Raw genomic sequence first — 7,016 nt, 5'->3', positions numbered from 1 at the left:
TCGACGCCAACCGCCTGCGCGTGCTCGTGGAGATCGCGCACGCCGGATCCATCGCCGCCGCCGCCGAACGGCTCTCCTTCACCCCGCCCGCCCTGTCCCAGCAGCTCACCAAACTGGAGCGCGAGGTCGGCGTGGTCCTGGTCGAGCGCGGCCGCACCGGGGCCACCCTCACCGGCGCCGGGCGGATCCTGCTCGAACACGGCGAACGCGTCCTGGGCGAGCTGCGCGACGCCGAGGCCGCCGTCCGCGCGTACGCCGGGACCCCGCCCGACCACCTGTCCGTGGGGGCGTTCGCCAGCGCGGGCCAGATCCTGCTGCCCCAGACCCTGGCCGCGTTCGGCCGCGACCACCCGCACGTGCGCCTGTCCCTGACCGAGATCGAGCCCCCCGGCGGACACGACCTGGTCACCTCCGGCGACCTCGACGTGCTCGTCACCCACCGCTACCCGGCGGTGCCGCTGCCGCGCGCCTCGGGCCTGCACCGCGAACGCGTCCTCGTGGACCCGCTCATGGTGGTGGCCCCCACCGGGCACCCGGTCGCCGACCGGCCGATGTCCCTGGCCGACCTGGCCGACGAGGAGTGGATCTGCGGGGCCCCGGGCATCGCCAACCGCACCACCCTGGACGCGGCCGCCGCGGCCGCCGGGGTCAAGCTCACCGTCACCTACGAGACCCGCGACTACGAGGTGGCCCTGGCCCTGATCGAGGTGGGCGTGGGGGTGGCGCTGGTCCCCTCCACCATCCTGGGCGCGGCCCGCCGCGGCGGCTGGGTGAGCCGCCCGCTGCGCGGGGCCCGGCTGGCCCGCGAGGTGTACGTGGTGCACCGGCGCAGGCCCCCCGAACCGCTGCCGGAGCTGGTCGCCACCCTGCGCGGGGTCGCCGCACGCGCCCTGGAGGAGGCCCCCACCCCGTGAGCGCCCGCTACAGGGGCGGGACGCCCGGCGGGCGCGGCGCGTTCCACCGGTAGCGCAGGGCCAGCACCCGGATCGTGAAGCACAGCAGCGCGCCGACCACCGCCACCCACCCGGCGTCGAACCCGAGCACGTGGGCCACCGACACCGTCGCCGCGCCCAGCAGCGCCGGGATCGCGTACAGGTGCGAGTTGGCGCTGAGCACCGTCGGCACCCGGTTCAGGAGCACGTCGCGGATGGTGCCGCCGCCCACCCCGGTGATCGCCCCCAGCAGGACCGCCTGCAAGGGCCCGAAGCCCAGCTCGATCGCCTTGGCCGCGCCGATGACCACGAACAGGCTCAGGCCCGCGGCGTCGAACAGCAGGATCGGTTTGGACAGCCGGGTGAGCCGGGCGCCCAGGAAGAACGCCACCGTCCCGCCCACCAGGGCCACGGTCACGTACCGCCAGTCCTGGAACGTCGCGGGGGTCACCCCCAGCAGCACGTCCCGGATGATGCCGCCGCCGATGGCGGTCACCAGCCCCAGGACCAGGACGCCCACGATGTCCACCCGGGCGGTGCGGATGGCGGTGAGGGCCCCGTCGACGGCGAAGGCGAAGATCCCGACGAGGTCGAGGATCAGGAGGATGGTCTGCGTGGACATGACCCGCGGGTTTCTTCTGGGAACGGTGTGCCGACCGGCCATTCCATCACGTCCGGGGCGCCCGCACGCACGTCCGCGGAGGTGACGCGCCGCACCCCGCCTTCCCGAGGAGACGGGGGTGCGGGCCCCGGGACCCCCGTCCCGGGACCCGCGGCCGGTCAGAACCCGCTGTTGCCCTCGCCCCGGACGACGTCGAAGCCGTCCCAGGCGGTGAGCGGGGTGCCCGCGACACCGGACACGGACACGTGCTCGAAGAACGCACCACCACGGGCGTTCAGCTCGATCCCGTGCCCGCCGGTGCCGTCGACGCGCACCCGCGTGAACGTCAGGTCCTCCACCAGCCGGTCATGGCTCACCAGGATGCCCTGGTGGGTGCTGTCCAGGACGTCCACGTCCCGGACCGTGATCGGTGCGGTGATGTCGGCGGAGTCGGCGAAGATCCACACCGCGCCCAGCTGCGTCGCCCAGTTGGGCTCGTACCCGCCGGTGCGGCGCAGGGTGGTGTTCTCCACCACCGTCTCCCCGCTCAGCGGCACCGGGGCGAAGCGGGTGCCCACGGCCACGCCCGCCGACCCGGTCAGGGTGTCCTCGACGACACTGTCGGCCACCCGGTTGCCGTGGCCGCCGTAGATCCCGGCGCCGTTGCCCAGCAGCGGCGTGTGCACGGTGTTGCCCACGAACGCGCTGTCGGTCACCGGCGCCCCGTCGGACCACATGGCCAGCGCGTCGTCGCCGGTGTTGCGCAGCACGCTCTGGCGCACCTCGGTATTGCGCACGTTCCCGTGCAGGTTGACCCCGTCGGCGAACGTGTTGCGGATGCGCAGGCCCAGGGCGAGCAGCCCGTCGGTGCCGTGGTCGGCCCACAGGCCCACCTTGGTGTGCTCCACCCACACGTTCTGGATCAGCGACCCGGTGCCGAAGTCCCCTTCCAGGGCGGCGTCGAACCCGGCGTCGTCGCGGTACCGGTTGTCGCCGTCGATCATCAGGTCGGCGATGACCACGTCGGAGCCGGTCGCGAAGAACCCGCCCCTGCCGTCGCGGCCGTGCAGCACCGAGTACCAGGGCCCGGCGCCGCGCACCGCCACCCCGGCCACCTCGATCCGCGCGGTGATGGTGAAGTCGCCCCCGGGGACCCACACGCCGGTCCCGGCCGCGTGGGCGGCGGCGATCGCCGCGCGCACCGCGGAGGTGTCGTCCGTGCCGTCGCCGGAGGTCGCCCCGTGGTCGGTGATGTCCACGAACCCGTCGGGGCGGGGCCGGGGCGCGGGCACCGACTCGGTCTCCACCAGGTCGATGTCGTAGTGCGCGGCGGTGGAGCCTGGGTCCTTCTCCAGCCGCAGCACGGCCCCGGCTGGCAGCGGGCCGACCCGGAACCGGGAGTCGTCGAAGAACCGCTGGGCCCCGCCCAGGCCGGGGTCGTCGTGGTACGGGTAGTCGCCGTACACCCAGGAGTACTCGCTGGTCAGCTCCAGGTCGTCGACCTTCTCCCCGTCCACGTACAGGCCCAGGGGGTGCCGCTCCCCGCCGCCGCCCGGGGCGTCGGGGATCGAGTAGCGCACCACCAGGGCGTCGGCGGGCTCGGTCAGGGTGAACTCGACGAAGTCCCCGGTCCCGGACAGGCGCACCGCCCGGCGGCCGGAGGCCTCGGCGGCCACGGTGCGGAAGGCCCGGTCCGGGCCCAGCACCTCGCCGTTGGTGGACCCGTCCTCGGCCTGGTGGACGGTGTAGGGGACGGTGGCCCCGCGCTCGGCCAGGGCGGCGGCGTCGGCCACCTCCACCCCGCGCAGGGAGAACGCGCCGGGGCCGTCGTGGTGCAGGGCCACGCTGCCGGTCCCGGCGGCCAGGTCGGCGTCCACGGAGACCTCGCCCCACCCGTCGGTGGGCGGCAGGTCCACGGACCCGGCGGGCAGGCCGTCCACCACCAGGGCGGGGGACAGGGTCCGCCCGGTGGGGTTGTCGTAGGTCAGGGTGAGGGGGCGCACGCCGTCGGCGGTGGAGAACACCGGGACGGTGACACGTCCTCCGGCGGACACCGAGGCGTGCCCCGGGTCGCCGGCGGTGGCGGCGGTCAGGGCGGAGCCGCCGGTGACGAAGGCGGTGCCCGCGTCGTAGGAGGCGGCCTGCGCCGCGGCGGGCGGGGGGAGCACGGTCACGAGGGCGGCCGCCAGGGTCAGGGCGCCCGCGGCGGCGCCGGTCCGGATCCTTCGGGGGTGGGGGGTACGTCGGTGCACGGTGCGCACCTTTCTTTTCTGTGCTGTTCTTCGAGGGGTGTCCGGGCGGCCGGTCGGATGCGGGGACCGCCCGGCGCGTCAGCCCTTGACCGCACCCCCCAACCCGCCGCCGCGCAGGAACGTGCGCTGGAACACCAGGAACAGCGCGATCGGGATGATGCTGGAGATCGCCAGCGCGGCGAGGAAGACGTCCAGCTCGACGAAGCTCTTCAAAGCCGGGAGCCGCACCGACAGCGGCTGCACCGCCGGGTCGGGCAGCACCAGCATCGGCCACAGGAAGTCCTTCCAGGCGGCGATGACGGCGAACACCGACACCACGCCCAGGATCGGCCGCGACATCGGCAGCACGACCGACCAGAACAGCCGGAACGGCCCGGCGCCGTCCACCCGCGCCGCCTCGAACACCTCGCGGGGGAGGCTGTCGAAGAACCGCTGCACCAGCAGCACGTTGAACGCGTTGGCCCCCGCGGGCAGCCACACCGCCCAGAACGAGTTGACCAGCGAGGTCCCCAGCAGCGGCGGGTCCAGCACGGTCAGGTACAGCGGCACCAGCAGCACCACCGCGGGCACGAACAGGGTGGCCAGCACCACCGCCGTGACCACGCCCCGGTAGCGGGGGCGCAGCACCGACAGCGCGTACCCGGCGGTGGTCGCCACCAGCAGCTGCACGAACCACGACCCGGCGGCGATCACGATCGTGTTCACCATGTGCAGGTCCAGGTCGAACCGGACCCACGCCGTGTACAGGTTGGCCCAGTCCACGCCGCTCGGCCACAGCGCCAGCGGGGTGCGCAGCGTGTCCTGGGTGGGGGTGACCGCGGCCTTGGCCAGCCACAGCATCGGCCCCAGGCCGATGATCAGCAGCACCAGCAGCAGCGCGCCCTGCACCGCCTTCACCGCCCGGCCCACCACCGGGTGCGCGCGGTCGGCCGCCGACAGGATCCCCCGCCCGGAGGATTCCCCGTCCCGGGGACGGCGGGGTGCGCGCGGGGTCGCGACGGCGCTCATGAGGTGCTCCAGGAACGGGTGAGGCGGAAGTACACGGCCGACAGCACCGCCAGGAACACCGCCAGCATCAGGCTCAGCGCCGTGGCCGCCCCGTAGTTCCCGCCCAGGCTGTTGGCGAAGGCGTAGTTGTAGATGAGCAGCAGCACCGTGGTCGTGGCCCCGGCCGGCCCGCCGCCGGTGAGCAGGAACGGCTCCAGGAACACCTGCGCCGTCCCGATGATCTGCAGGATGAACGTGATGAGCAGGACCCCGCGCAGCCGCGGCAGGGTCACGTGCCAGACCTTGCGCCAGATGGACGCCCCGTCCATCTCCGCGGCGTCGTACAGCTCCGGCGCCACCCCGGTCAGCGCGGCCAGGTAGATGATGACGGTGCCCCCGGCCGCCGACCAGGTGGCCACCAGCACCAGCGACGGCATCGCCATCGCCGGGTCCTGCAACCAGCCCACCGGGCCCAGGCCGACCCACCCCAGGAACGTGTTGAACACGCCGGTGGGGCCGCCCTCGTAGAAGAACTGCCACAGCAGCACCGACACCACCGGCGGCACCACCACCGGCAGGTAGGCCAGGGCGCTGAACAGCCCCCGGGCGCGGCGCACCTCGCTCATCAGCACCGCCGCCAGCAGCGGGAGCGGGTAGCCGAACAGCAGGGCCAGCACCGCGAAGTACAGGGTGTTGAGCACCGCGGTGCCCAGCATCGGGTCGTCCAGCACGTACCGGAAGTTGTCCCAGCCCACGAACACCGGGTCGGTGACCAGGTTGGTGCGCTGGAAGCTCATCACGACGGCCCGCACGATGGGCCACCAGGAGAACACCCCGAACACCACCAGCAGCGGTGTCAGGAAGACCAGGGCGGGCAGCGCCCCGCGCAGCCGCGCCAGCGGTGAGAGCCGGGGTCGCGCGGCCCGGGAGGGGCCGGGGGGACCGGCGGCGTGCGCCGCCGGTTCCCGGGTGAGTGTGGCCACGTCCCTCACTCCTGGTCGAGGAGGTGCTGGGCGCTCTCCTGGGCCCGGGCCAGCAGGGCGTCGATGTCGGCGTCCTCGTCGGTCAGGACCGCCTGCACCACCGGGTCCAGCAGGGCGTAGACCTCCTGGGTGGAGCGGGTGGGCTCGTTGAGCAGCGGCTGCCCGAAGACCGCCTCGGTGTAGGGGGCCATCTGGTCCAGCGGCACGTTGACGTACTCGGCGATCCACTCACGCGAGGCGTCGTAGGTGTCCTGGTCGAACACCGGCAGCTCGGGCACGCCCACCGGCTGGCCGGTCTCGGCCTGGGTCCGCGCGTTGAGCACCGCGGCGTCCTGGTCGGTGAGCTTGCCCAGGTAGAAGAAGTCGATCCAGCGCACGGCGGCGTCGATCACCGGCTCCTCGGCGTCGGCGCTCACCACCGCCAGGGTGCCGCCGCCCAGGACACCGGCGTCGGGGTCGTCGGCCAGCGGGACCGCGGCCAGCCCGTAGTCGTCGGGGTCGATGGCGTTCTGGGTGTACAGGTTCCCGTAGTTGCCGCCGCCGGAGATGTGCATGCCGATCCGGCCGGAGGCGAAGGCCTGGTTGATGGAGTCCCACTCGTAGAGGAACTCCGCGCCCATGCTGTCGTCCTCCCAGCGCATGGTGTGCAGGAGCTCCAGGGCCTCGCGCACCTGCGGGGTGTCGATGGTCGCGGTGGCGGTGTCGCCGTCGACCGCCTCGGTGCGCCCGCCCAGGGTGTAGGCGTGCGTGGTGAGGATCCACCCGCCGGTGTTGCCGGAGGTCATCATCGCGTACCCGGCCTGCCCGGTCTCCTCGCTGATGGTCTTGGCGGCCTCGCGGACCTCCTCCCAGGTGGTGGGCGGGTCGTCGGGGTTCAGCCCGGCCTCCTCGAAGAGGGTCCGGTTGTAGTGCAGGCCCTGGCCGTAGGCGGCGATGGGCACCGCCCACATGGTCCCGTCGGCGTCGGACCCGGCGGCCGCCACGTTCGGGTTGAAGGAGTCGGCGTAGGGCAGCTCCGCGACCCGGTCGCCGATGGGGGCGATCTGCCCGCGCTCGATGAGCCCGCGCCCGTCGGTGAAGGGGACGGTGAACACGTCGGGCAGGGTGCCGCCGGCCAGCTGGGCGGTGAACGTGGTCGCCGTCCAGTTGTACTCCTGGACCTCCACCGCGATGTCGGGGTTCTCCTCCTCGAACTGGGCGACGCGCTCGTTGAAGGCGTCCAGGGCGGCGGGCTCCAGGCCGGGGTCGACGGCGACGGCCA

The 7,016-nt window shown here is 73.6% G+C and carries 6 protein-coding genes; 1 reads left to right on the top strand and 5 read right to left on the bottom strand.

Annotated features, from left to right (window positions below):
• Window positions 1-914, top strand: a 914-nt coding sequence (locus ACJOT3_RS30385; RefSeq protein WP_406976572.1) for a LysR family transcriptional regulator, incomplete at its 5' end; no start/stop codon positions are given.
• A gap of 7 nt (window positions 915-921) precedes the next feature.
• Here the strand turns inward: ACJOT3_RS30385 and ACJOT3_RS30380 are convergent.
• The 5 genes from ACJOT3_RS30380 to ACJOT3_RS30360 form a co-directional block, all read right to left on the bottom strand.
• The gene (locus ACJOT3_RS30380; protein ID WP_406976571.1) at window positions 922-1,554 is read right to left on the bottom strand and encodes a trimeric intracellular cation channel family protein; all 633 of its coding nucleotides are present in this window, start codon (window positions 1,552-1,554) and stop codon (window positions 922-924) included.
• A gap of 158 nt (window positions 1,555-1,712) precedes the next feature.
• Window positions 1,713-3,785: a glycosyl hydrolase family 28-related protein gene (locus tag ACJOT3_RS30375; RefSeq protein ID WP_406976570.1), complete on the bottom strand. Its 2,073-nt coding sequence runs from the start codon at window positions 3,783-3,785 to the stop codon at window positions 1,713-1,715.
• Window positions 3,786-3,863: 78 nt separating this feature from the next.
• Window positions 3,864-4,793, bottom strand: a complete 930-nt coding sequence (locus tag ACJOT3_RS30370; protein ID WP_406976569.1) for a carbohydrate ABC transporter permease — start codon at window positions 4,791-4,793, stop codon at window positions 3,864-3,866.
• Window positions 4,790-5,755: a carbohydrate ABC transporter permease gene (locus ACJOT3_RS30365; protein WP_406976568.1), complete on the bottom strand. Its 966-nt coding sequence runs from the start codon at window positions 5,753-5,755 to the stop codon at window positions 4,790-4,792. Before ACJOT3_RS30365 ends, ACJOT3_RS30370 begins: the two co-directional genes overlap by 4 nt.
• 5 nt (window positions 5,756-5,760) lie before the next feature.
• Window positions 5,761-7,016: ABC transporter substrate-binding protein (locus tag ACJOT3_RS30360; protein WP_406976567.1), on the bottom strand; the 1,256-nt coding region annotated here is incomplete at its 5' end.

Source organism: Nocardiopsis protaetiae (assembly GCF_045446735.1).
GTDB lineage: Bacteria > Actinomycetota > Actinomycetes > Streptosporangiales > Streptosporangiaceae > Nocardiopsis > Nocardiopsis protaetiae.
Note: the sequence above shows the minus strand (reverse complement) of the source record. Positions and strands in the feature narration are given on the sequence as shown.